24 protein-coding genes are annotated in these 24806 nt (G+C 59.1%); 21 read left to right on the forward strand and 3 right to left on the reverse strand.

Annotated features, from left to right (window positions below; genetic code table 11):
• Nucleotides 1–465 precede the first annotated feature (465 nt).
• From rpmH to mnmE, 5 genes are all read left to right on the forward strand, one after another.
• Nucleotides 466–600 carry a 50S ribosomal protein L34 gene (gene rpmH, locus QRN70_RS15330; protein WP_003213577.1) on the forward strand — a complete coding sequence of 45 codons (135 nt, stop codon included), beginning with the start codon at nt 466–468 and terminating at the stop codon, nt 598–600.
• Nucleotides 601–616: 16 nt separating this feature from the next.
• Entirely contained in the window at nt 617–1018 is a 402-nt protein-coding gene (gene rnpA, locus QRN70_RS15335; protein WP_285419359.1) for a ribonuclease P protein component, read from the forward strand.
• Nucleotides 1011–1256 carry a membrane protein insertion efficiency factor YidD gene (gene yidD / locus QRN70_RS15340; RefSeq protein WP_010465488.1) on the forward strand — a complete coding sequence of 82 codons (246 nt, stop codon included), beginning with the start codon at nt 1011–1013 and terminating at the stop codon, nt 1254–1256. Before rnpA ends, yidD begins: the two co-directional genes overlap by 8 nt.
• Before the next feature lie 2 nt (nt 1257–1258).
• Complete coding sequence (gene yidC, locus QRN70_RS15345) at nt 1259–2941, forward strand: membrane protein insertase YidC (RefSeq protein ID WP_285418841.1); 1683 nt, start codon at nt 1259–1261, stop codon at nt 2939–2941.
• Between the two features lie 81 nt (nt 2942–3022).
• Nucleotides 3023–4393, forward strand: a complete 1371-nt coding sequence (gene mnmE / locus QRN70_RS15350) for a tRNA uridine-5-carboxymethylaminomethyl(34) synthesis GTPase MnmE (RefSeq protein WP_285418842.1) — start codon at nt 3023–3025, stop codon at nt 4391–4393.
• A 44-nt stretch (nt 4394–4437) separates the two neighbouring features.
• Here the strand turns inward: mnmE and QRN70_RS15355 are convergent, their stop codons facing one another.
• From QRN70_RS15355 to QRN70_RS15365, 3 genes are all read right to left on the reverse strand, one after another.
• Nucleotides 4438–6873 carry a TonB-dependent siderophore receptor gene (locus QRN70_RS15355; protein WP_285418843.1) on the reverse strand — a complete coding sequence of 812 codons (2436 nt, stop codon included), beginning with the start codon at nt 6871–6873 and terminating at the stop codon, nt 4438–4440.
• A gap of 118 nt (nt 6874–6991) precedes the next feature.
• Complete coding sequence (locus QRN70_RS15360; RefSeq protein WP_285418844.1) at nt 6992–7930, reverse strand: FecR domain-containing protein; 939 nt, start codon at nt 7928–7930, stop codon at nt 6992–6994.
• Nucleotides 7930–8436, reverse strand: coding sequence for a sigma-70 family RNA polymerase sigma factor (locus tag QRN70_RS15365; RefSeq protein WP_285418845.1), 507 nt, complete (start codon nt 8434–8436; stop codon nt 7930–7932). Before QRN70_RS15365 ends, QRN70_RS15360 begins: the two co-directional genes overlap by 1 nt.
• Nucleotides 8437–9015: 579 nt before the next feature.
• Between QRN70_RS15365 and mnmG the strand changes: the two genes are divergently transcribed.
• From mnmG to glmS, 16 genes are all read left to right on the forward strand, one after another.
• Nucleotides 9016–10914 carry a tRNA uridine-5-carboxymethylaminomethyl(34) synthesis enzyme MnmG gene (mnmG, locus tag QRN70_RS15370; protein WP_285418846.1) on the forward strand — a complete coding sequence of 633 codons (1899 nt, stop codon included), beginning with the start codon at nt 9016–9018 and terminating at the stop codon, nt 10912–10914.
• Nucleotides 10911–11555: a 16S rRNA (guanine(527)-N(7))-methyltransferase RsmG gene (gene rsmG, locus QRN70_RS15375; RefSeq protein ID WP_285418847.1), complete on the forward strand. Its 645-nt coding sequence runs from the start codon at nt 10911–10913 to the stop codon at nt 11553–11555. The genes mnmG and rsmG overlap by 4 nt, the downstream gene beginning before the upstream one ends.
• An 18-nt stretch (nt 11556–11573) precedes the next feature.
• Nucleotides 11574–12371, forward strand: a complete 798-nt coding sequence (locus QRN70_RS15380; RefSeq protein WP_007954142.1) for a ParA family protein — start codon at nt 11574–11576, stop codon at nt 12369–12371.
• 9 nt (nt 12372–12380) lie between these two features.
• Nucleotides 12381–13253: a ParB/RepB/Spo0J family partition protein gene (locus QRN70_RS15385; protein WP_285418848.1), complete on the forward strand. Its 873-nt coding sequence runs from the start codon at nt 12381–12383 to the stop codon at nt 13251–13253.
• A gap of 148 nt (nt 13254–13401) precedes the next feature.
• Entirely contained in the window at nt 13402–13809 is a 408-nt protein-coding gene (locus tag QRN70_RS15390) for a F0F1 ATP synthase subunit I (RefSeq protein ID WP_003229783.1), read from the forward strand.
• Between the two features lie 16 nt (nt 13810–13825).
• Nucleotides 13826–14695: a F0F1 ATP synthase subunit A gene (gene atpB / locus QRN70_RS15395; RefSeq protein WP_042607991.1), complete on the forward strand. Its 870-nt coding sequence runs from the start codon at nt 13826–13828 to the stop codon at nt 14693–14695.
• A gap of 133 nt (nt 14696–14828) precedes the next feature.
• Complete coding sequence (gene atpE / locus QRN70_RS15400) at nt 14829–15086, forward strand: F0F1 ATP synthase subunit C (RefSeq protein WP_003097235.1); 258 nt, start codon at nt 14829–14831, stop codon at nt 15084–15086.
• A 58-nt stretch (nt 15087–15144) separates the two neighbouring features.
• On the forward strand, nt 15145–15615 hold the full coding sequence (locus tag QRN70_RS15405) for a F0F1 ATP synthase subunit B (protein WP_285418849.1): 471 nt from the start codon (nt 15145–15147) through the stop codon (nt 15613–15615).
• A 12-nt stretch (nt 15616–15627) separates the two neighbouring features.
• A complete protein-coding gene (locus QRN70_RS15410; RefSeq protein ID WP_056854268.1) occupies nt 15628–16164 on the forward strand; it encodes a F0F1 ATP synthase subunit delta in 537 nt (178 codons plus the stop codon).
• A 21-nt stretch (nt 16165–16185) separates the two neighbouring features.
• On the forward strand, nt 16186–17730 hold the full coding sequence (gene atpA / locus QRN70_RS15415) for a F0F1 ATP synthase subunit alpha (RefSeq protein ID WP_085606310.1): 1545 nt from the start codon (nt 16186–16188) through the stop codon (nt 17728–17730).
• A 50-nt stretch (nt 17731–17780) separates the two neighbouring features.
• Complete coding sequence (gene atpG, locus QRN70_RS15420) at nt 17781–18641, forward strand: F0F1 ATP synthase subunit gamma (protein WP_007954161.1); 861 nt, start codon at nt 17781–17783, stop codon at nt 18639–18641.
• Nucleotides 18642–18668: 27 nt separating this feature from the next.
• Nucleotides 18669–20045 (forward strand): F0F1 ATP synthase subunit beta, encoded by a 1377-nt coding sequence (gene atpD, locus QRN70_RS15425; protein WP_007954162.1) that lies wholly within the window; start codon nt 18669–18671, stop codon nt 20043–20045.
• A gap of 45 nt (nt 20046–20090) precedes the next feature.
• Nucleotides 20091–20516 carry a F0F1 ATP synthase subunit epsilon gene (locus QRN70_RS15430; RefSeq protein WP_007954164.1) on the forward strand — a complete coding sequence of 142 codons (426 nt, stop codon included), beginning with the start codon at nt 20091–20093 and terminating at the stop codon, nt 20514–20516.
• 116 nt (nt 20517–20632) lie between these two features.
• Nucleotides 20633–22000, forward strand: coding sequence for a bifunctional UDP-N-acetylglucosamine diphosphorylase/glucosamine-1-phosphate N-acetyltransferase GlmU (gene glmU, locus QRN70_RS15435; RefSeq protein ID WP_285418850.1), 1368 nt, complete (start codon nt 20633–20635; stop codon nt 21998–22000).
• A gap of 157 nt (nt 22001–22157) precedes the next feature.
• On the forward strand, nt 22158–22934 hold the full coding sequence (locus tag QRN70_RS15440) for a DeoR/GlpR family DNA-binding transcription regulator (RefSeq protein ID WP_285418851.1): 777 nt from the start codon (nt 22158–22160) through the stop codon (nt 22932–22934).
• 2 nt (nt 22935–22936) lie between these two features.
• On the forward strand, nt 22937–24769 hold the full coding sequence (gene glmS, locus QRN70_RS15445) for a glutamine--fructose-6-phosphate transaminase (isomerizing) (protein WP_285418852.1): 1833 nt from the start codon (nt 22937–22939) through the stop codon (nt 24767–24769).
• Nucleotides 24770–24806 lie beyond the last annotated feature (37 nt).

Raw genomic sequence — 24806 nt, forward strand, 5'->3', positions numbered from 1 at the left:
TATCAATGTGTTAACCGGAAAAAAGGCGACCAACGGTGTGTGCATAAGCTCTGTGGATAACCGCCTCTGAGGGCATTGGACAACTGGGGGCGAAACTCGGTGGATAACCGGCCTGTGGATAACAACACGTTCCACACACAGGTTATCCGACAGCGCAGCACAGGCTGAACACTGTTTTCCACGGTAGTTGTCATTCTCTGTACATCGCTTGGAACGTGGCCTTGATGCAGTTATCCACAGACGGATGCCGACCTAGCTTTTATAAGCTTTACAGAAAAGCTTTAAATAATTCCCTTCTTTATTTTTATGTCTGGCGAACGAGGTCGGCGTCGTGAACGCTGTGCAGATCTATTTATAAGGAAACGTTGGTTGGAAATTGACCTGAGGGCTTGCTTTCTTTAGAATCCCCGGTCTCTTAAAACGGGGGCCATTCCGGCCCGTTGTGGACGAACCAGGTAACACGACATGAAACGTACTTTCCAACCAAGCACTATCAAACGCGCTCGTACCCACGGTTTCCGTGCTCGCATGGCTACCAAGAACGGTCGTGCCGTCCTGTCGCGTCGTCGCGCCAAAGGTCGTGCGCGTCTGGCAGTTTGATAATCCGGCACTGGAGGTGAGTCAGGACTTCAGTCGGGAAAAGCGTCTGCTTACTCCCCGGCATTTCAAGGCAGTCTTTGACTCCCCTACCGGCAAGGTTCCGGGGAAAAATCTCCTGCTCCTTGCGCGCAACAACGATCTTGATCACCCCCGTCTCGGGCTGGTTATCGGGAAAAAGAGCGTAAAGCTCTCCGTCGAGCGCAATCGCCTCAAACGTCTGATGCGCGAATCGTTTCGCCTGCACCAGGATTCACTGGTCGGCTGGGACATCGTTATCGTCGCGCGCAAAGGTTTGGGTGACGTAGAAAACCCCGAATTGATTCAGCATTTCGGCAAACTCTGGAAACGTCTGGCACGCAGCAAGCCAGTCCCAGCAGTCAACTCCGAAACTGTAGGGGTAGACAGTCCAGATGCGTAAACTGGCACTCGTTCCGATCCAGTTTTACCGCTATGCCATTAGTCCCCTGATGGCCAGTCACTGTCGTTTCTACCCCAGTTGTTCTTGCTACGCGTATGAAGCCATCGAAAATCATGGCCTTCTGCGCGGTGGCTGGCTGACCTTTCGTCGTTTAGGTCGCTGTCATCCGTGGAATCCCGGTGGTTATGACCCGGTTCCACCTATCCCTACCTCCCGTTCTTCTTCGATGGCCGAGTAATCATGGATATCAAACGCACGATCCTGATCGTCGCCCTGGCAATCGTGTCCTATGTCATGGTTCTTAAATGGAACCAGGACTATGGCCAGGCTGCCCTGCCGACTCAGAATGTTGCTTCCACTACGACCACACCGGGTCTGCCGGACACCGCCACTGGCAACAGTGCTTCTACCAGTGACGACATCCCGCGTGCCGCAAGCGATACCAGCGCACCGGTCGAAACACCGGTCGCCGTCAGCAAGGATCTGATCCAGCTCAAGACCGACGTGCTCGATCTGGCGATCGATCCACAGGGTGGTGACGTTGTTCAACTGACCTTGCCGCTGTATCCACGTCGTCAGGATCGTCCGGACGTTCCGTTCCAGCTGTTCGATAACGGCAACGAGCGTATCTACCAGGCACAAAGCGGCCTGATCGGTACCAATGGTCCGGACGCCAGCCCTGCCGGTCGTCCGATCTACTCCTCGGAGAAGAAGACTTATCAACTGGCTGACGGTCAGGACCAACTGGTCGTCGACCTGAAGTTCAGCAAGGACGGCGTCAACTACATCAAGCGTTTCACCCTGAAACGCGGCCTGTATGACGTTACCGTGACCTACCTTGTGGATAACCAGAGCGCTCAGCCCTGGACCGGTTCGATGTTCGCCCAGCTGAAACGCGACGCCAGCGCCGATCCTTCGTCGACCACGGCCACCGGCACCGCGACCTACCTGGGCGCCGCCCTGTGGACAAGTTCCGAGCCGTACAAAAAAGTGTCGATGAAGGACATGGACAAGGCGCAGCTCAAGGAAACCGTGACCGGTGGCTGGGTCGCCTGGCTGCAACACTATTTCGTGACTGCATGGGTTGCGCCGAAAGGCGAAAACAACATCGTACAGACGCGTAAAGACAGCAAAGGCAACTACATCATCGGCTACACCGGTCCTTCGCTGACCGCTGCACCGGGTGCGAAAGTCGAAACCAGCGCCATTCTGTACGCCGGTCCGAAAAGCCAGGCTGTGCTGAAAGAGTTGTCCCCAGGTCTGGAACTGACCGTCGACTACGGCATTCTGTGGTTCATCGCCCAGCCGATCTTCTGGCTGCTGCAACATATCCACGCGATTGTGGGTAACTGGGGCTGGTCGATCATCTTCCTGACCATGCTGATCAAAGGGATCTTCTTCCCTCTGTCGGCCGCCAGCTACAAGTCGATGGCGCGCATGCGTGCCGTGGCACCGAAACTGGCCGCTCTGAAAGAGCAACATGGCGATGACCGGCAGAAAATGTCGCAAGCCATGATGGAGCTGTACAAGAAAGAGAAGATCAATCCGCTGGGTGGCTGCTTGCCGATCCTGGTGCAGATGCCGGTTTTCCTCTCGCTGTACTGGGTTCTGCTGGAAAGCGTGGAAATGCGCCAGGCGCCGTTCATGCTGTGGATCACCGACCTGTCGATCAAGGATCCGTTCTTCATCCTGCCGATCATCATGGGCGCGACCATGTTCATCCAGCAGCGTCTGAACCCGACTCCGCCGGATCCGATGCAGGCCAAGGTGATGAAAATGATGCCAATCATCTTCACCTTCTTCTTCCTGTGGTTCCCGGCTGGTCTGGTGCTGTACTGGGTGGTGAACAACTGCCTGTCGATTGCCCAACAGTGGTACATCACGCGTAAGATCGAAGCGGCGACGAAAAAAGCCGAGGCGTAACTTACTCTGTGGATAACACCACGCAAAACGCCCCCTAGTGGGGCGTTTTGCTATCTGCCATTTTTGTCTGGATACCGGTTTATGAGCGCACCTCGTGAAACCATCGCAGCCGTCGCCACCGCTCAAGGGCGTGGCGGCGTGGGCATCGTTCGAATTTCCGGGCCGTTGGCCAGCGTGGCGGCCAAAGCCATCAGCGGTCGCGAATTGAAACCGCGCTATGCCCATTACGGCGCGTTTTTCAGCGCCGACCAACAGGTCCTGGACGAAGGGCTGGCGCTGTATTTCCCCGGGCCGAACTCGTTTACCGGCGAAGATGTCCTGGAATTGCAGGGCCACGGTGGCCCGATCGTGCTCGACATGTTGCTCAAGCGCTGCCTCGAACTGGGCTGCCGCCTGGCCCGCCCCGGCGAGTTCAGCGAGCGCGCATTCCTCAACGACAAACTCGACCTGGCCCAGGCCGAGGCCATCGCCGACCTGATCGAGGCCAGTTCTGCACAGGCTGCGCGCAATGCCCTGCGTTCGTTGCAAGGAGCGTTTTCCCAGCGTGTGCATAACCTCACCGAGCAATTGATCGGCCTGCGCATCTACGTCGAAGCCGCTATCGATTTTCCGGAAGAAGAAATCGACTTTCTCGCCGACGGCCATGTGCTGAGCATGCTCGACAAGGTGCGCGAGGAATTATCCACAGTGCTGCGCGAAGCCGGGCAGGGTGCCTTGCTGCGTGATGGCATGACCGTGGTGATCGCCGGTCGGCCGAATGCCGGCAAATCCAGCCTGCTCAATGCGTTGGCCGGGCGTGAAGCGGCGATCGTCACCGAAATCGCCGGCACCACACGGGATATCCTGCGCGAACATATCCACATCGACGGCATGCCGTTGCACGTGGTGGATACCGCCGGCCTGCGCGATACCGACGACCATGTGGAAAAGATCGGCGTCGAGCGTGCCTTGAAGGCAATCGGCGAGGCGGATCGGGTGCTGCTGGTGGTCGATGCCACCGCGCCGGAAGCCGCTGACCCGTTCGCCCTGTGGCCGGAGTTTCTCGAAACCCGCCCGGATCCGGCGAAAGTCACCCTGATCCGCAACAAGGCCGACCTCACCGCAGAAGCCATCGCCCTCGAAGTCAGCGACGATGGCCATGTAACGATCAGCCTGAGCGCCAAAGACGCCGGAGAAGGTCTGGATTTGCTGCGCGATCATCTCAAGGCGTGCATGGGTTACGAGCAGACGTCGGAGAGCAGTTTCAGCGCCCGCCGCCGTCACCTGGAGGCATTGCGTCACGCCAGTGCGGCGCTGGAGCACGGCCGCGCACAGCTGACACTGGCCGGTGCCGGCGAATTGCTCGCCGAAGACTTGCGCCAAGCCCAGCAGTCGCTCGGGGAAATCACCGGCGCCTTCAGCTCGGATGATCTGCTAGGGCGGATCTTTTCCAGCTTCTGTATCGGCAAGTGAACAAACGGGGCTGTGGACAATTTATCCACAGCCCTGTTTCAGGCTTACCAGTTGTAGGAAACCGTGCCGAGCAAGGTGCGGTCTTCACCCCAGTAGCAGCGTCCGGCATCGTTGCATCCGGACACATATTCCTTGTCGAACAGGTTCTTCGCGTTCAGGTCGACGCTCCAGTGGCTGTCGATCTGGTAACCGATGGCCGCGTCCACCAACGTGACGTCGCCGGCGTCGAGTTTTCCGTACAGGCTCGGTGCGGTGTAGGCAAAGGCGCTGTCGAAATAACGCACGCCACCACCGACGTACAGCCCCTTCAGCTCACTGTCGAGAAAACGGTATTTGGCCCAGACCGATGCCTGGTTACGTGGCACGCCGGTCATTTGATGGCCTTTGACCAATGATGTCGCGGCATCCTTGGTAATCCGCGCATCGGTATAGGTGTAGGCGGCCGTGACGTTCAGGTTCTGCGTCAGATTGCTGTTGAGCTCCAGTTCCACGCCTTTGGAGCGACTCTCTCCGACCTGACGGTAAGTTGCGGTGGTGGAATCGAAATAGGTGTCGTCCTTCTTGCGCAGGTCATACACCGACGCGGTGAATGCGGTGTCCCAGCCAATCGGCTCGTATTTCAATCCCACTTCGTATTGGCTGCTGGTGATCGGATCGAGCGGTGCACCGGCATTGGAAATCTGCTGCACCGGCACGAACGACGTGGAATAGCTGACATACGGCGTCATACCGTTGTCGAACTGGTACATCACACCGCCCTGATAGGTGAACTTCTTGTCCTCGGAGCTGATGTTGCTGGCCTTGGCCACCTTGTCGCGGAAATCGCTGTCGACCCAATCCTGGCGCCCGCCCAGCAGGAACAGCCAGTGGTCATACTTGCTCTGGATCTGTGCATAACCCCCTTTCATCTGCTGCTCGAGCAGGGTGTTCTGCACCGCGATGGGGGTGGTCGGATCGCGCAGGTAAACCGGGTTGTAGATATCGATCGGTCCGACCAGGCCGGCATTCCAGTCCTGATTGAACGAGGTGCGGTCGTAGCTGGCGCCGAACAGCACGGTGTTCTGCAGTTCGCCGAGCTGGAATTTGCCTTCCAGCTGGTTATCCAGCGAGTACACCATGGATTTGTTGAAGCGATCGTAGGCGGTCATGTTCAAGCGTGTGCCGAATCCGCCGTTATTCAGGTTACCTGGCCAGGTTTCATGGCGGGTGATGCGCGACTGCATGTAGCGCGAGTTCTGGCGAAACTGCCAGTCGTCGTTGAAGGAATGGCTGAACTCGTAACCGCTGCTCCAGGTTTCCCGTTCGAAGGTGTTCCAGTCCGGATCACCGAGCATGGTGCCTTTGGATAACTTGCCGTTGGGGTTACTCAACAAGGTCCCCGCAGCCGGCAGGCCGAGCTCCATGTTGGTGTGGTCCTTCTGGTAGTTGGCCAGCAGGGTCAGCGTATTGAAGTCGTCGAAATTCAGGGTCAGGGACGGCGCGATGTACAGGCGATCGTCCGGAACGTGATCGGTCTGGGTGTCCGACTTGCGACCGAGCATCACCACCCGGCCGAGGATATTGCCTTCGTCGGTCAAGGGACCGGAAACATCGACACCCACCTGCCGCCGGTTGTTCGAGCCATAGCCCAGTTGCACTTCGCCTTTCGGCGCGGCGGTCGGCCGCTTGCTGACCAGATTGACCAGGCCGCCCGGGGCATTTTCGCCGTAGAGCAGCGAGGACGGGCCGCGGAAAATCTCCACCCGTTCCAGACCGTAGGGTTCGGTGCTGGTGTCATAGCGGTTGCCCTGAACCCGTAGTCCATCGCGCAGCAGGCCGTAGCCATAATCGGTGGCATTGAAACCGCGGATGAAAAACAGATCGCCCGCCAGGCTGTCGCCGGCGGCAAACGGTGGGGCGAATATGCCTGGGACGTAGCCGAGTACTTCGGTGAGTGTCTGAGATTTCTGATCTTTCATGCGTTGCGCGGTGACCACCGATACCGAGCGTGGCGTTTCCGACAACGGCGTGCTGGTTTTCGTACCGATCCGGCTGTTCTGGGCCTTGTAACCGACGTCCGCCGAGTAATCCAGGTCCATCAGGTTGGCCTGCTGGGCATTGATGTTGGTCGGCGCCAGTTCCAGCGATTCGCCATTCGGCAACGCCTGCAGGATGTAACTGCCCGGCGCCTGGGGCACGGCCTGCAGACCCGAGCCTTGCAGCAATTGGGCAAATCCCTGGTCGACGCTGGCCTGGCCGTTCAACCCGGCGCTGCGCAAGTGGCCTGTCTGCTGGGGCGAGAACGACAGAATCACATTGGCGGCAGCGGCGAACTGGCTCAGGGCGTTGTCCAGCGGACCGGCCGCGATGCTGTAATGCTGGGTGGCCTGCGCGGCTGACGCGCTCTGGCTCACCACCAGACCGGCGCAGGCACTGGTCATCAGTAAGCTATAGGCAATGCAGTGGTGGGAAAAACGCTGACGGAACGTGGGAAGACGCATGTGTGGATAAGCCCTGAAGGTGGCAAAGAGCCGCGTTTATCGCGATTACCTGAAGGGCCGGGCCAGGAGCAAAAAAGATAACCCCCGCTGGTGATTTTTTTTCCAGGTGGCGGATCGATCAGGATGTATGGCTGATGGATACCCAGTAGCGAGTGAAATAGCGGATGTGGATGGGCAGCGAGGCCTGCAGGTTAGCCAGCACGGCATCGCTGGAATCCACCCGGAATGTGCCGGATACCCGCAGGTTGCGCGCACGATCATCACAGTGCAGAACGCCGCGGCGATAACGGCCCAGCTCCTGCACCACGTCGCCGAGGCGCGCGTCGAGCACGATCAACTGGCCGTTGATCCACGCCACCTGCGAAGACTGGAACGGGTGCACGACGCTGATGTGTCGACTGTCGAAATCCGCCCCTTCGCCCGCCTTGAGTATTTGCGCGGTGACCGTTTGCCCTGCGGGCTGGATGCTCACCCGATCCTCGAGCACTCCAACGCGGGTCGAGTCCGCCAATTGCTGCACGGAGAACCGCGTGCCCAGAGCCTGCACCCGACCATCGCGGGTTTCGACGAAAAACGGCCGTTGATCGCCAAGCTTACCGGTCTGCACCAGGATCTCGCCGCCACGTAGACGAATCAATCGCTGGCGGCTGTCGAAGGACACGTCGATGGCGGTATCCGTGTTGAGTTGAATCTGACTGCCATCGGCCAGCGACAGCGAGCGCCGCTGGCCAACCGCGGTCTTGTAGTCGGCCCACACGGCGCTGTGTTGCTGAGCATTCCAGCCAACCACCCCGCTGCCGGCCAGGAGCAGCAGCAACTTCAGCACCTGGCGCCGTTGCTGGCCGTTGTTCAATGCGCGGCGTTTGAGGTCGGGCGGCAACGTACCGAGGTGGCGCTGCAGCTGTTCCATCTGGTTCCACGCCGCCAGGTGCGCCGGGTCACTGTCCAGCCACAGCTGCCAGGCTCGCTGCTCGGCGAGGGTTGGCGGCTCGGCCTGGAACTGCACATACCAGCTGGCGGCCGCCTCGAAGACCTGGCGATTGGGTGCGGCCGCCATCACGGCTGCGCCATTATCAGCGCGCATTCGGTCAGCGCGCGGATCATGTGTTTTTTCACCGTGGTCAACGAAACCCGTAACTGCAGGGCGATCTGTTGATAAGTCAGGCCATCGATCTGCGACAGCATGAAAATCCGCTGGGTCCGGGCACCGAGCGCGGCCAGTGCTTTATCCACAGCGACCAGGGTTTCGATGATCAGAGCCTTGTCTTCCTCGCTGATCGCGACGGCCTCGGGCCGCGCGGCCAGGGTTTGCAGGTAGGCGGCTTCGATGCCGCGCCTTCTATAGCGGTCGATGACCAGTCCGCGGGCAACGGTGGCCAGATAATCGCGTGGTTCGCGAATGTGTGCGGCATTACGCGCGGCGAGGATCCGCACGAAGGTGTCGTGCGCGACATCGGCGGCATCGCAGGCGTCGTTCAATTTGCCCTTGAGCCATCCATGTAGCCACGAATGGTGTTGCTCGTAGATTTGCTCGATCACAGCGTTATGGGCGGTTAAGGGCATGGCAGGACGGGCGCGTTAATGATAATGGCTATTATTAGCCTCTGTTACCTTCTCTCACAATAGCCCGCGCCAATCCTTCCATCGGGGTTTTTCCCGTCTTTCCGTCCCGGCCGAACCCTTGGCTGGCGATTTCCTGTCGCCGAAACCCGTTCACTCGTCGATTTTCTGTGGATTAAGCCCTGTGAATAACTGCCACTGAGGTCAGTTGATAACCGGGCCTGAAAACTGAACATAACTGCCTCTGTGGATAACCAGCCCATTCATCCACAGGCTTACACCGGTTATCCAAGCCCCTCACTGGCACATGAGCACAGGGTTTTGAAACTCTGTACATATTGAATATAAAGGGCTGTAGCGATCTATCCACAGAAAGGTCGGGCACTAAGAATAAACATAAAAACAAAGGTTTTATAAATTTCTCTCTTTTTTATTTTTTAACCGCGAGTTCTCCACAGCTGGTTAAATTTTGTGCAAAGGGTTCTTTAGGAAGGGCGAAGTCCCTATACTTGCCGACCAGGTTCAGAAACCTGATCTCAAACTATTCCTGAATGACCTACTTAAGCAGGCACGAGGTGCGTGGTGGATTTCCCTTCCCGTTTTGAAGTGATCGTCATCGGCGGCGGTCATGCCGGTACCGAGGCAGCACTGGCCTCAGCACGCATGGGGGCAAAAACCCTGTTGCTGACGCACAACGTGGAAACCCTCGGTGCCATGAGTTGCAACCCGGCCATCGGTGGCATCGGCAAAAGCCATCTGGTCAAGGAAATCGACGCCCTCGGCGGCGCGATGGCCATGGCCACCGATCTGGGCGGCATCCAGTTTCGCGTGTTGAACAGCCGTAAAGGCCCGGCCGTGCGTGCCACTCGTGCACAGGCCGACCGCATTCTGTACAAGGCGGCTGTCCGCGAAATCCTGGAAAACCAGCCGAACCTGTGGATATTTCAACAGGCCGCCGACGACCTGATCGTCGAGCAGGAGCAGGTACGCGGTGTCGTCACGCAAATGGGTCTGCGCTTCTTCGCCGATTCCGTGGTGCTGACCACCGGGACCTTCCTTGGCGGACTTATCCACATCGGTTTGCAGAATTATTCCGGCGGCCGCGCCGGTGATCCGCCGTCGATTGCCCTGGCGCGTCGTCTGCGCGAGCTGCCGCTGCGCGTCGGGCGCCTGAAAACCGGGACGCCGCCGCGTATCGATGGCCGTTCTGTGGATTTCTCGGTGATGACCGAGCAACCGGGCGATACGCCGATTCCGGTGATGTCGTTCCTCGGCAACAAGGAACAGCACCCGCGTCAGGTCAGCTGCTGGATTACCCACACCAACGCGCGCACCCACGAAATCATCGCGGCCAACCTCGACCGTTCGCCGATGTATTCCGCTGCCGGCGAAATCGAGGGCATCGGCCCGCGCTACTGCCCGTCGATCGAAGACAAGATTCACCGCTTTGCCGACAAGGAAAGCCATCAGGTGTTCATCGAACCGGAAGGCCTGACCACCCATGAGCTGTACCCGAACGGGATATCCACAAGCTTGCCGTTCGACGTGCAATTGCAGATCGTGCAATCGATCCGCGGCATGGAAAACGCGCACATCGTGCGCCCGGGTTATGCGATCGAGTACGACTACTTCGATCCGCGCGACCTGAAATACAGCCTGGAAACCAAAGTCATCGGCGGTCTGTTCTTCGCTGGCCAGATCAACGGCACCACCGGTTACGAAGAAGCCGGTGCGCAAGGTTTGCTCGCCGGGGCCAACGCCGCGCTGCGTGCCAAGGGCAAAGAAGCCTGGTGCCCGCGTCGCGACGAGGCGTACATCGGCGTGCTGGTCGACGACCTGATCACCCTCGGTACCCAAGAGCCGTACCGCATGTTCACGTCGCGTGCCGAGTACCGCCTGATCCTGCGCGAAGACAACGCCGACCTGCGCCTGACCGAAAAAGGTCGCGAACTGGGTCTGGTCGATGACGCGCGCTGGGCGGCCTTCTGCAAGAAACGCGAAAGCATCGAACTCGAAGAGCAGCGCCTGAAAAGCACCTGGGTGCGTCCGGGCACTCAACAGGGCGATGCGATTGCCGAGAAGTTCGGCACGCCGCTGACCCACGAATACAACTTGCTCAATCTCTTGAGTCGTCCGGAAATCGACTACGCTGGTCTGGTCGAAGTGACCGGGCAGGGCGCCGAAGATCCACAGGTCGCCGAACAGGTCGAGATCAAGACCAAATACGCCGGTTACATCGACCGCCAACAGGACGAAATCGCCCGTCTGCGCGCCAGTGAAGACACGAAACTGCCTGTGGATATCGATTACACCAACATTTCCGGTCTCTCCAAGGAGATCCAGAGCAAGCTCGGTGCGACGCGTCCGGAGACGCTCGGTCAGGCTTCGCGGATCCCGGGCGTGACCCCGGCAGCGATTTCGCTGTTGATGATTCACTTGAAAAAACGCGGCGCCGGCCGTCAGTTGGAGCAAAGCGCTTGAGTTCTAAGGTCACTTCGCAACACGCCGAAGAGTTATCCACAGGAGCCCGTGCGCTCGGTGTCAATCTCAGCGCAACCCAGCATGAATTGCTGTTGGGTTACCTGGCCCTGTTGATCAAATGGAACCAGGCCTACAACCTGACCGCGGTGCGCGATCCGGACGAAATGGTATCACGGCATCTGCTCGATAGCCTCAGCGTCATGTCGTTCATCGAAAACGGCCGCTGGCTCGACGTCGGCAGTGGCGGCGGCATGCCGGGGATCCCGTTGGCGATCCTGTTTCCGGACGCACAAGTGACCTGCCTGGACAGCAACGGCAAGAAAACCCGCTTCCTGACCCAGGTCAAACTCGAACTCAAACTGGATAACCTGCAAGTTATCCACAGTCGCGTCGAAGCGTTCCAGCCTGCCCAGCCTTTCAACGGGATCATTTCCCGGGCGTTCAGCAGCATGGAGAACTTCACTAACTGGACGCGCCACCTCGGCGACGCCGATACACGCTGGCTGGCAATGAAGGGCGTTCATCCGGCCGATGAGCTGGTAGCATTGCCGGCAGACTTCAAACTCGATAGCGAACACGCCCTGGCCGTACCCGGTTGCCAAGGCCAACGCCATCTGCTGATACTGCGCCGCACGGCATGATTGGGAACACAAGCAAGAATGGCTAAGGTATTCGCGATAGCGAACCAGAAGGGTGGTGTGGGCAAGACCACCACCTGCATCAACCTCGCAGCATCCCTGGTCGCGACCAAGCGCCGGGTGCTGTTGATCGATCTCGATCCACAGGGCAACGCCACCATGGGTAGCGGTGTGGATAAACATGGCCTGGAAAATTCGGTCTACGACCTGCTGATCGGCGAATGCGATCTGGCCCAGGCCATGCACTACTCCGAGCACGGCGGTTATCAACTGCTGCCAGCCAACCGCGACCTGACCGCGGCCGAAGTGGTCCTGCTGGAAATGCAGATGAAGGAAAGCCGTCTGCGCAGCGCGCTGGCGCCGATCCGTGAAAACTACGATTACATTCTCATCGACTGCCCGCCGTCGCTGTCGATGCTGACGCTGAACGCATTGGTCGCCGCTGACGGGGTGATTATCCCCATGCAGTGCGAGTACTTTGCGCTCGAAGGTCTCAGCGACCTTGTGGATAACATCAAGCGCATCGCCGAACTGCTGAACCCGAACCTGAAGGTCGAAGGCCTGCTGCGGACCATGTACGACCCGCGCCTGAGCCTGATGAACGACGTTTCGGCGCAGCTCAAGGAACACTTCGGCGACCAGCTCTACGACACGGTGATCCCGCGCAACATCCGCCTGGCCGAAGCGCCGAGCTACGGCATGCCGGCGCTGGCCTACGACAAGCAATCGCGCGGCGCGCTGGCCTACCTGGCCCTGGCGGGCGAGATGGTTCGCCGTCAGCGCAAAAATTCACGCATCGCCGCTGCCCAGCCAACTTAAGGAATCCCCATGGCCGTCAAGAAACGAGGTCTCGGACGTGGACTGGATGCTTTGCTGAGCGGTCCGACCGTCAGCTCCCTGGAAGAACAGGCAGTGCAGGCCGATCAACGCGAGTTGCAACATCTGCCGCTGGATCTGATCCAGCGCGGCAAATACCAGCCGCGCCGCGACATGGACCCGCAGGCGCTGGAAGAGCTGGCGCATTCGATCAAGGCCCAGGGCGTGATGCAGCCGATCGTGGTGCGTCCGATCGGCGCTGGACGTTTCGAGATCATCGCCGGCGAACGCCGCTGGCGCGCCAGCCAGCAGGCTGGCCAGGAAACTATCCCGGCGATGGTGCGCGACGTGCCGGATGAAACCGCCATTGCCATGGCGCTGATCGAGAACATCCAGCGTGAAGACCTGAATCCGATCGAAGAAGCGATTGCTTTGCAGCGTCTGCAGCAGGAATTCCAGCTCACCCAGCAACAGGTGGCCGAGGCTGTGGGCAAGTCCCGCGTCACGGTGGCGAACCTGTTACGGCTGATTGCCCTGCCGGAAGTGATCAAGACCATGCTGTCCCACGGCGACCTGGAAATGGGTCATGCCCGGGCGTTGCTCGGTCTGCCGGACAATCAACAGGTCGAGGGGGCGCGACATGTTGTCGCACGCGGGCTGACTGTGCGCCAAACCGAGGCACTGGTTCGCCAGTGGCTGAGTGGCAAACCGGAGCCTGTGGAAGCAGCCAAACCCGACCCGGATATCGCTCGCCTCGAACAACGCCTGGCCGAGCGCCTGGGCTCTGCGGTGCAGATTCGCCACGGGAAGAAGGGCAAGGGCCAGTTGGTGATCGGTTATAACTCCCTCGATGAGCTGCAGGGTGTGCTCGCACATATCCGCTGAAACATTTCCTCATGTAGCGCGCAGTCGGAAATCACTACCTGACAGTTGAATAGGGGCAGAACCGCCCCTATACTCTGCGCGCATTTTGTCGGCACAAATTATGCCAAGTTATTGAATTCTGGCAGCCGACCATTGGAGAGCAATCGTGATGGAAACCCGCAAGCCAAACCGCCTGCCGTTCCATCGCCTGGCGGTTTTTCCGGTGTTGATGGCTCAATTTGTCATTTTGCTCATTGCCGCTTTGGCGCTCTGGCAATGGCATGGAGTCGTTGCCGGATACTCGGGACTTTGCGGAGGCCTGATAGCCTTGCTGCCCAATGTTTATTTCGCTCACAAGGCATTTCGGTTTTCCGGCGCCCGAGCAGCCCAGTCCATCGTCCGGTCATTCTATGCCGGCGAGGCAGGCAAACTGATTTTGACGGCAGTGCTGTTTGCACTGGTGTTCGCAGGTGTGAAGCCATTGGCGCCGATCGCAGTATTCGGCGCCTTCGTGCTGACTCAGTCGGTCAGCTGGTTCGCTCCCCTGCTGATGAGAACAAGACTTTCGAGACCTTAGGGCGTTTGAGGCAACCATGGCAGAAACAACCGCTTCGGGCTATATCCAGCACCACTTGCAGAACCTGACTTTCGGTCAGCTACCCAACGGCGGCTGGGGCTTTGCCCATACCGCAGCAGAGGCCAAAGAAATGGGCTTCTGGGCTTTCCACGTCGATACCCTCGGCTGGTCGGTCGCGCTGGGTCTGATCTTCGTTCTTCTTTTCCGCATGGCGGCCAAGAAGGCGACTTCGGGTCAGCCGGGTGCACTGCAGAACTTCGTTGAAGTGCTGGTCGAATTCGTCGATGGCAGCGTGAAAGACAGCTTCCATGGCCGTAGCCCGGTGATTGCACCGCTGGCACTGACCATCTTCGTCTGGGTGTTCCTGATGAACGCCGTCGACCTGGTACCGGTCGACTGGATTCCTCAGCTGGCCATCCTGATCTCCGGCGACCACCACATCCCGTTCCGCGCCGTGTCGACCACCGACCCGAACGCGACCCTGGGCATGGCGTTCTCGGTTTTCGCACTGATCATTTTCTACAGCATCAAGGTCAAGGGCATCGGCGGCTTCATCGGCGAACTGACCCTGCACCCGTTCGGCAGCAAGAACATCTTCGTTCAGGCGCTGCTGATCCCGGTGAACTTCCTGCTGGAATTCGTGACCCTGATCGCCAAGCCGATCTCCCTGGCTCTGCGTCTGTTCGGCAACATGTATGCCGGCGAGCTGGTGTTCATCCTGATCGCTGTGATGTTCGGCAGCGGCCTGCTCTGGCTCAGCGGCCTGGGCGTTGTTCTGCAGTGGGCGTGGGCAGTGTTCCACATCCTGATCATCACCCTGCAGGCGTTCATCTTCATGATGCTGACCATCGTCTACCTGTCGATGGCGCACGAAGAAAACCATTAAGAGCAGCCTCGGCTGATCTGATGTCCCTCCCGGTCAAACGGGAGGGGGCTCTTAACCGGGCCTCTGAAACGATTTGTTTTACCGCTTTAATCTAAAAAACCTAAACCATACGACGTAAAAGTCGGGAGGAAAGATGGAAACTGTAGTTGGTCTAACCGCTATCGCTGTTGCACTGTTGATCGGCCTGGGCGCACTGGGTACCGCAATTGGTTTCGGCCTGCTGGGCGGCAAGTTCCTGGAAGGCGCCGCGCGTCAGCCAGAAATGGTTCCAATGCTGCAAGTTAAAATGTTCATCGTTGCCGGTCTGCTCGACGCCGTAACCATGATCGGTGTTGGTATCGCTCTGTTCTTCACCTTTGCGAACCCGTTCGTTGGTCAGATCGCTGGCTAATTACTCGGATCTTCCGGGTAATTTGGTGTGATGGACAACGTAACTGCGAGGTGTTGGCGTGAACATTAATGCGACCCTGATTGGCCAGTCCGTTGCGTTCCTGATTTTTGTATTGTTCTGCATGAAGTACGTATGGCCTCCGGTCATTTCGGCTCTGCACGAACGTCAAAAGAAGATCGCTGATGGTCTGGACGCTGCCAGCCGAGCAGCTCGCGACCTGGAGTTGGCCCAAGAGAAAGCGGGTCAGCAACTGCGCGAAGCGAAAGCTCAGGCAGCTGAAATCATCGAGCAAGCCAAGAAACGCGGTACCCAGATTGTCGACGAAGCCCGTGAACAGGCTCGCGTCGAAGCTGACCGTGTGAAGGCTCAGGCTCAGGCCGAGATCGAACAGGAACTGAACGGCGTCAAAGACGCGCTGCGCGCCCAAGTGGGTAGCCTGGCCGTTGGCGGTGCTTCGAAGATCCTGGGCAAGACAATCGATCAAAACGCGCACGCAGAGCTGGTTAACCAACTGGCTGCTGAAATCTAAGCGAGGGCGATCATGGCAGAACTGACCACGTTGGCCCGACCTTACGCTAAGGCGGCCTTCGAGCACGCTCAGGCCCACCAGCAACTGGCCAATTGGTCAGCCATGCTCGGCCTGGCAGCAGCGGTGTCGGAAGACGACACCATGCAGCGCGTGCTCAAGGCCCCGCGACTGACGAGCGCAGAAAAGGCCGCCACGTTCATTGACGTGTGCGGCGACAAGTTCGATGCCAAGGCACAGAATTTCATTCACGTCGTTGCCGAAAACGACCGTCTCCCGCTTCTGCCGGAGATCGCCGCTCTTTTCGACCTGTACAAGGCCGAGCAAGAGAAATCGGTAGACGTTGAAGTGACCAGTGCTTTTGCATTGAACCAAGAACAGCAAGACAAACTCGCCAAGGTTCTCAGTGCACGACTCAACCGGGAAGTGCGCCTGCAAGTCGAGGAAGACAAATCCCTGATCGGGGGTGTTGTCATCCGCGCCGGCGACCTGGTTATCGATGGCTCGATTCGCGGCAAAATCGCGAAACTGGCCGAAGCATTGAAATCTTGAGTTTGAAGGGGCAGCAGAGCAATGCAGCAACTCAATCCTTCCGAAATAAGTGAAATTATCAAGGGCCGCATCGAAAAGCTCGATGTGACCTCCCAAGCCCGTAACGAAGGCACTGTCGTCAGCGTATCTGACGGTATCGTGCGGATTCACGGTCTGGCCGACGTCATGTACGGCGAGATGATCGAGTTTCCGGGCGGCGTCTACGGTATGGCCCTCAACCTGGAGCAAGACTCCGTAGGTGCCGTTGTACTGGGCGCATACACGACTCTGGCTGAAGGCATGAGCGCCAAGTGCACCGGCCGCATCCTCGAAGTTCCGGTTGGTAAGGAACTGCTGGGTCGCGTTGTCGACGCACTGGGTAACCCTGTTGACGGCAAAGGTCCACTGGGCAACACCGAGACCGACGCGGTCGAGAAAGTTGCTCCGGGCGTGATCTGGCGTAAGTCGGTAGACCAGCCTGTACAGACTGGCTACAAGGCTGTCGATGCCATGATCCCTGTCGGCCGTGGCCAGCGTGAGCTGATCATCGGTGACCGTCAGATCGGTAAAACCGCTCTGGCGATCGACGCGATCATCAACCAGAAAGACAGCGGCATTTTCTGCGTTTACGTAGCCATTGGTCAGAAGCAATCGACCATCGCCAACGTTGTTCGCAAGCTGGAAGAAAACGGTGCTCTGGCTAACACCATCATCGTTGCTGCAAGTGCTTCCGAATCGGCCGCACTGCAGTTCCTGGCACCGTACTCCGGTTGCACCATGGGTGAATTCTTCCGCGACCGCGGTGAAGACGCGCTGATCGTCTACGACGATCTGTCCAAGCAAGCAGTGGCTTACCGCCAGATTTCCCTGCTGCTGCGCCGTCCACCAGGCCGTGAAGCTTACCCAGGCGACGTGTTCTATCTCCACTCCCGTCTGCTGGAGCGCGCATCCCGCGTTTCGGAAGAGTACGTAGAGAAGTTCACCAACGGCGCAGTGACCGGCAAAACCGGTTCCCTGACCGCACTGCCGATCATCGAAACCCAGGCTGGCGACGTTTCCGCGTTCGTTCCGACCAACGTGATTTCCATCACCGACGGTCAGATCTTCCTGGAATCGGCCATGTTCAACTCGGGCATCCGCCCTGCAGTGAACGCCGGTGTTTCGGTATCCCGTGTGGGTGGTGCCGCTCAGACCAAGATCATCAAGAAGCTGTCCGGTGGTATCCGTACCGCTCTGGCTCAGTACCGTGAACTGGCGGCATTCGCCCAGTTCGCCTCTGACCTGGACGAAGCGACCCGCAAGCAACTTGAGCATGGTCAGCGCGTTACCGAGCTGATGAAGCAGAAGCAATACGCACCTATGTCGATCGCTGACATGGCGCTGTCGCTGTATGCCGCTGAGCGTGGGTTCCTGACTGACATTGAAATCGCCAAGATCGGCAGCTTCGAACAAGCGCTGATTGCTTTCTTCAACCGCGATCACGCCGACTTGATGGCGAAGATCAACGTTAAAGGTGACTTCAATGACGAAATCGACGCTGGCCTGAAGGCTGGTATCGAGAAGTTCAAGGCCACCCAAACCTGGTAAGCCGCAGCGGGAGCCGCAAGGCTCCCGCTTGCTAACCTGATAGGTGTTACATGGCAGGCGCAAAAGAGATTCGCAGTAAGATTGCGAGCATCAAAAGCACGCAAAAAATTACCAGCGCCATGGAAAAAGTGGCGGTCAGCAAAATGCGCAAGGCACAAATGCGCATGGCTGCTAGCCGTCCTTATGCGGAGCGTATCCGCCAGGTAATTGGGCATCTGGCCAACGCCAACCCGGAATACCGCCATCCGTTCATGATCGACCGCGAAGTCAAGCGTGTCGGTTATGTCGTGGTGAGCAGTGACCGTGGTCTGTGCGGCGGCTTGAACACCAACCTGTTCAAGGCCCTGGTCAAGGACATGGCGGTAAACCGCGAAAACGGCGTCGAGATTGATCTGTGTGTCGTTGGTAGCAAGGGTGCGGCCTTTTTCCGCAACTTCGGCGGTAACGTCGTTGCAGCTATCAGCCACCTGGGTGAAGAGCCGTCGATCAATGATCTGATCGGCAGCGTCAAGGTGATGCTGGATGCCTACCTGGACGGCCGTATCGACCGCCTGTCCGTGGTATCCAACAAGTTCATCAACACCATGACACAACAGCCTACCGTGGAGCAGTTGATTCCACTGGTGGCAACCCCGGATCAAGAACTCAAGCACCACTGGGACTACCTCTACGAACCAGACGCCAAAGAGCTGCTTGACGGCTTGATGGTGCGCTACGTGGAGTCGCAGGTGTACCAGGCGGTGGTCGAGAACAACGCGGCTGAACAGGCTGCGCGGATGATCGCGATGAAGAACGCTACCGACAACGCCGGTGATTTGATCAGCGATTTGCAGCTGATCTACAACAAGGCGCGTCAGGCTGCGATCACCCAAGAGATCTCGGAAATCGTCGGCGGCGCTGCCGCGGTTTAACGGTTCAAATATTCAGAGGATCCAGCTATGAGTAGCGGACGTATCGTTCAAATCATCGGCGCCGTTATCGACGTGGAATTCCCACGCGACAGCGTACCGAGCATCTACGACGCCTTGAAGGTTCAAGGCGCCGAAACCACTCTGGAAGTTCAGCAGCAGCTGGGCGACGGCGTGGTTCGTACCATTGCGATGGGCTCCACCGAAGGCTTGAAGCGCGGTCTGGACGTCAACAACACTGGCGCAGCCATCTCCGTACCGGTCGGTAAAGCGACCCTGGGCCGGATCATGGACGTACTGGGCAACCCGATCGACGAAGCCGGCCCGATCGGCGAAGAAGAGCGCTGGGGTATCCACCGCGCCGCTCCTTCCTTCGCTGAACAGGCGGGTGGCAACGAGCTGCTGGAAACCGGCATCAAGGTTATCGACCTGGTTTGCCCGTTCGCCAAGGGCGGTAAAGTCGGTCTGTTCGGTGGTGCCGGTGTAGGCAAGACCGTAAACATGATGGAACTGATCCGTAACATCGCCATCGAGCACAGCGGTTATTCCGTGTTCGCCGGTGTGGGTGAGCGTACTCGTGAGGGTAACGACTTCTACCACGAGATGAAGGACTCCAACGTTCTGGACAAAGTGGCACTGGTTTACGGTCAGATGAACGAGCCGCCGGGAAACCGTCTGCGCGTAGCCCTGACCGGCCTGACCATGGCCGAGAAGTTCCGTGACGAAGGTAACGACGTTCTGCTGTTCGTCGACAACATCTATCGTTACACCCTGGCCGGTACCGAAGTATCCGCACTGCTGGGCCGTATGCCTTCGGCAGTAGGTTACCAGCCGACCCTGGCTGAAGAGATGGGCGTGCTGCAAGAGCGCATCACTTCGACCAAGCAAGGTTCGATTACTTCGATCCAGGCCGTATACGTACCTGCGGACGACTTGACTGACCCGTCGCCAGCCACCACGTTTGCTCACCTGGACGCCACCGTCGTTCTGTCCCGTGACATCGCTTCCCTGGGTATCTACCCGGCGGTAGACCCACTGGACTCGACTTCGCGTCAGCTGGATCCGAACGTGATCGGCAACGATCACTACGAAACCGCTCGCGGTGTCCAGTACGTGCTGCAGCGTTACAAAGAGCTGAAGGACATCATCGCGATCCTGGGTATGGACGAGCTGTCGGAAGCCGACAAGCAGTTGGTAAACCGTGCTCGTAAGATCCAGCGCTTCTTGTCGCAGCCGTTCTTCGTGGCTGAAGTCTTCACCGGTGCTTCGGGTAAATACGTTTCCCTGAAAGACACCATTGCTGGCTTCAAAGGCATCCTCAACGGTGACTACGACCACCTGCCAGAACAAGCGTTCTACATGGTTGGCGGCATCGAAGAAGCGATCGAGAAAGCCAAGAAACTGTAATCCCGGCGCCCGGCAACGGGCGCTAATTTAGGTTGAGGCAATCAGATGGCTATGACAGTCCATTGCGATATCGTCAGCGCGGAAGGGGAAATCTTTTCCGGCCTGGTCGAGATGGTGATTGCGCACGGTGCACTGGGTGATCTTGGTATCGCTCTGGGTCACGCGCCGCTGATCACTAATCTGAAGCCAGGTCCGATCCGCCTGATCAAGCAAGGCGGGGAAGCCGAGGTGTTCTACATCTCCGGTGGTTTCCTCGAGGTTCAGCCGAACATGGTCAAGGTTCTTGCCGACACTGTGCAACGTGCCGCCGACCTGGATGAAGCTCAGGCTCAAGCAGCTCTCAAGGCTGCCGAAGCTGCTCTGCACGAGAAGAGCGCAGATTTCGACTACGGAGCTGCGTCCGCACGTCTGGCCGAGGCCGCAGCTCAGCTGCGCACCGTCCAGCAGATCCGCAAGAAGTTTGGCGGTTAATCCGTCATCGCTTGTTGTGCGATTGATAAAAAAGGGTAGCCTCGGCTACCCTTTTTTCTTTTCCGATTTTTACAACCCGGTCGCAGTCGCTGACCACCCAGGATTGGTAGCCAGTCATGTCTCTCGAAATCGTTATTCTCGCGGCCGGTCAAGGCACCCGCATGCGCTCCGCGTTGCCGAAGGTGCTGCACCCGGTCGCCGGCAATTCCATGCTTGGCCATGTTATCCACAGCGCCCGGCAGCTTGACCCACAACGCATTCACGTAGTGATCGGCCATGGCGCCGACGTGGTGCGCGAGCGCCTGGCGGCCGATGACCTGAATTTCGTCTTGCAGGACAAGCAGCTGGGCACCGGGCATGCCACCGCCCAGGCCGTGCCGTTCATCACTGCCGACACCGTGCTGATTCTCTACGGTGATGTGCCGTTGATCGAAGTCGAAACCCTGCAGCGTCTGCTCAAGCACGTTGTGCCTGGGCAGATGGGCCTGCTCACCGTCGAGCTGGACGACCCGACCGGGTACGGCCGCATCGTGCGTGACGCCGATGGCAAGGTTGCGGCCATTGTCGAGCACAAGGACGCCAGCGAAGCACAACGCGCGATCACCGAAGGCAACACCGGCATTCTCGCGGTACCCGCCAATCGCCTGGCCGACTGGATGAGCCGGCTGTCGAACAACAACGCCCAGGGCGAGTACTACCTGACCGACGTGATCGAAATGGCCGTCAGCGACGGTCTGGTGGTGGCCACCGAGCAGCCGCACGATCCGATGGAAGTGCAGGGCGCCAACGATCGCAAGCAGCTGTCCGAGCTCGAGCGTCATTACCAGTTGCGCGCCGGCCGCCGTCTGATGGCCCAGGGCGTGACCCTGCGCGATCCGGCGCGTTTCGACGTGCGCGGTGAAGTCAGCGTCGGTCGCGACGTGCTGATCGACATCAACGTGATTCTCGAAGGCAATGTGGTCATCGAAGACGACGTGGTGATCGGTCCGAACTGCGTGATCAAGAACAGCACCCTGCGCAAAGGCGTGGTGATCAAGGCCAACAGCCATATCGAAGGTGCGATCCTCGGTGAAGGCAGCGATGCCGGCCCGTTCGCGCGCCTGCGTTCAGGCACCGTGCTGGAAGCCCGTGCCCATGTGGGTAACTTTGTCGAACTGAAAAACGCTCGCCTGGGCGAGGGTGCCAAGGCCGGTCACCTGACTTACCTGGGCGATGCCGAGATCGGTGCGCGCAGTAACATCGGTGCCGGCACCATCACCTGCAACTACGATGGCGCCAACAAGTGGAAAACCGTGTTGGGTGAAGACGTGTTCATCGGCTCCAACAATTCGCTGGTGGCGCCTGTGGATATCTCCGCGGGGGCAACCACCGCAGCCGGCTCGACCATTACCCAGAATGTGGATAACGCGCAGTTGGCCGTCGGCCGTGCGCGGCAGAAGAATATCGATGGCTGGAAGCGCCCGGAGAAGATCAAGAAGAGCTGAGTTATCCACAGCGGCTTGACGATCAGAAGATCGCAGCCTCCGACAGCGCCTGCAGGGCTGTTGGGGACTGCGATTTTTTTATGGCCGGCGCTTGACGATTCCAGGCCAATAGGTTTTGATTGCTTGCGTTATCTTTCGAATCGAAACTTAGATCACCATGTCGAAACGCAACACCCCCCAGCGCCGCCACAACATCCTCGCCTTGCTCAACGAGCAGGGCGAAGTCAGTGTGGATGAGCTGGCCAAGCGCTTCGAAACCTCGGAAGTGACCATTCGCAAGGATCTGGCGGCCCTGGAAAGCCACGGGCTGTTGCTGCGCCGCTACGGCGGAGCGATCACCATGCCCCAGGAACTGGTCGCTGAACCCGGCCAGAGCGTTTCGAAATACAAACAGGCGATTGCCCGTGCTGCAGTAAAACGCATACGCGAGCACGCCCGCATCATCATCGACAGCGGCAGCACTACCGCCGCCATGATCCCTGAACTCGGCCAGCAACCGGGCCTGGTGGTGATGACCAACTCCCTGCACGTGGCCAATGCCTTGAGCGAACTCGAGCACGAGCCGGTGCTGCTGATGACCGGAGGCACCTGGGATCCGCATTCGGAATCCTTCCAGGGCCAGGTCGCCGAGCAGGTACTACGCTCTTACGACTTCGATCAACTGTTCATCGGTGCCGACGGCATCGACCTGGTGCGCGGCACCACCACTTTCAACGAATTGCTCGGCCTCAGCCGGGTGATGGCGGAAGTGGCGCGGGAAGTGATCGTGATGGTCGAGGCCGACAAGATCGGTCGCAAGATTCCCAACCTGGAACTGCCGTGGAGCAGTGTCCATACCCTAATTACCGATGATCGCCTGCCTTTCGATGCACGGGATCAGATTCAGGCCCGCGGTATCAACTTGATTTGCGCGGCTGTCAGTCAGGAGAAATAAGCATGTGTGGAATTGTCGGCGCAGTTGCTGAACGGAACATCACCGCCATTCTGGTCGAAGGTCTCAAGCGCCTTGAGTACCGCGGCTATGACAGTGCCGGTGTGGCGGTGTACACCAACGACCAGAGCGTCGAGCGCATGCGCCGTCCGGGCAAGGTCGGCGAACTGGAAGCGGCCCTGGCCGAACATCCGCTGGTTGGCCGTCTGGGCATTGCCCACACCCGTTGGGCGACCCACGGCGCGCCGTGCGAGCGCAATGCCCACCCGCATTTCTCCGGCGATATCGCCGTGGTGCACAACGGCATCATCGAAAACCACGAAGCCCTGCGCGAACAGCTCAAGGCGCTGGGTTACGTGTTTTCCTCGGACACCGATACCGAAGTCATCGCCCACCTGCTCAATCACAAGCTCAAGGATCTGCCTGACCTGACCGCGGCCCTCAAGGCCACCGTCAAGGAATTGCACGGCGCCTACGGTCTGGCGGTGATCAGTGGCCAGCAGCCGGATCGCCTGGTGGCTGCGCGCAGTGGCAGCCCGCTGGTGATCGGTCTGGGCCTGGGCGAGAACTTCCTCGCCTCCGACCAGTTGGCCCTGCGTCAGGTCACCGACCGTTTCATGTACCTGGAAGAAGGCGATATCGCCGACATCCGTCGCGACAACGTGCAGATCTGGGACGTCGACGGCCACGTGGTCGAGCGTCAGACCGTGCAGTACAGCGACGGTGCCGAAGCCGCCGACAAGGGCGAGTTCCGTCACTACATGCTCAAGGAAATCCATGAGCAGCCAGCCGTCGTGCAGCGCACTCTGGAAGGCCGTCTGAGCCAGAACCAGGTGCTGGTGCAGGCGTTCGGCCCACAAGCGGCCGAGCTGTTCGCCAAAGTGCGCAACGTACAGATCGTCGCCTGCGGCACCAGCTATCACGCCGGCATGGTCGCGCGTTACTGGCTCGAAGAACTGGCCGGCATCCCGTGCCAGGTCGAAGTGGCGAGCGAGTTCCGCTACCGCAAGGTCGTGGTGCAGCCGGACACCCTGTTCGTGACCATTTCCCAGTCCGGCGAAACCGCCGACACCCTGGCCGCGCTGCGCAACGCCAAGGAACTGGGCTTCCTCGCCAGCCTGGCGATCTGCAACGTCGGCATCAGTTCGCTGGTGCGCGAATCCGACCTGACCCTGCTGACTCAGGCCGGTCGTGAAATCGGCGTGGCATCGACCAAGGCCTTCACCACCCAACTGGTGGGTCTGTTGCTGCTGACGCTGTCCCTGGGTCAGGTGCGCGGCACGCTGGGCAAAGACGTCGAAGCCAACCTGGTGGAAGAACTGCGGCGCCTGCCGACCCGCCTGGGCGAAGCCCTGGCCATGGACAGCACCGTGGAGAAAATCGCCGAGCTGTTCGCCGAGAAGCATCACACGCTGTTCCTCGGCCGTGGCGCACAATTCCCGGTGGCGATGGAAGGTGCCCTGAAGCTCAAGGAAATCTCCTACATCCACGCCGAAGCCTACCCGGCCGGCGAGCTGAAACACGGTCCGCTGGCTCTGGTGGATAACGACATGCCGGTAGTCACCGTGGCGCCGAACAACGAGCTGCTGGAAAAGCTCAAGTCCAACCTGCAGGAAGTCCGCGCCCGCGGCGGCGAACTGATCGTGTTCGCCGACGAGAAGGCCGGGATGACCAATGGCGAAGGCACCCACGTGGTGCAGATGCCGCACATCCACGACATCCTCTCGCCGATCCTCTACACCATTCCGCTGCAGTTGCTGTCGTACTACGTCGCCGTGCTCAAGGGCACTGACGTCGACCAGCCACGCAACCTGGCGAAGTCGGTGACGGTGGAATAAGTTATCCACAGCGGGTATCCCTGAAAAAAATCGCAGC

It is taken from the genome of Pseudomonas sp. efr-133-TYG-5 (assembly GCF_030209175.1).
Lineage (GTDB): Bacteria > Pseudomonadota > Gammaproteobacteria > Pseudomonadales > Pseudomonadaceae > Aquipseudomonas.